Below are 361 nucleotides of genomic sequence, written 5' to 3' on the forward strand. Positions count from 1 at the left end.
CGCAGCAGTGCCAGCAGATAACCTCGCTGCCGCTCGATCGTCGCCTGATCAAACAGCGCGGTGGCATAACCCAGCGTTCCGGCGATCTCCTCGCCATGCTCGCCAAGGTTCAGCTCCAGATCGAACTCGACCTGATCAATCTCCTCCCCGGCAGCTTCGACACTCAGCCCTGGCAGGTCCAATGACCCAACCGCATTGTTCTCCCAGGCCAGCATCACCTGCAACAATGGCGTATGATCAAGAGCCCGGGGCGGCTGCACGATCTCCACCACCTGCTCGAACGGCAGGTCCTGATGCTCCTGCGCAGCCAGCACCGTGCGCCGCGTCCGCTCCAGAAGCTCCGACACGCGCGGCTTGCCCG

Annotated in this window: 1 protein-coding gene; it reads right to left on the bottom strand. The window is 63.7% G+C overall.

Annotated features, from left to right (window positions below; genetic code table 11):
* The coding region (locus tag I6F35_RS40730) for a condensation domain-containing protein (RefSeq protein ID WP_225122980.1) at positions 1-347 on the bottom strand (347 nt) is incomplete at its 3' end.
* Positions 348-361: the final 14 nt, after the last annotated feature.

The sequence above is a fragment of the Bradyrhizobium sp. BRP22 genome, assembly GCF_020194175.1.
Taxonomy (GTDB): Bacteria; Pseudomonadota; Alphaproteobacteria; order Rhizobiales; family Xanthobacteraceae; genus Bradyrhizobium.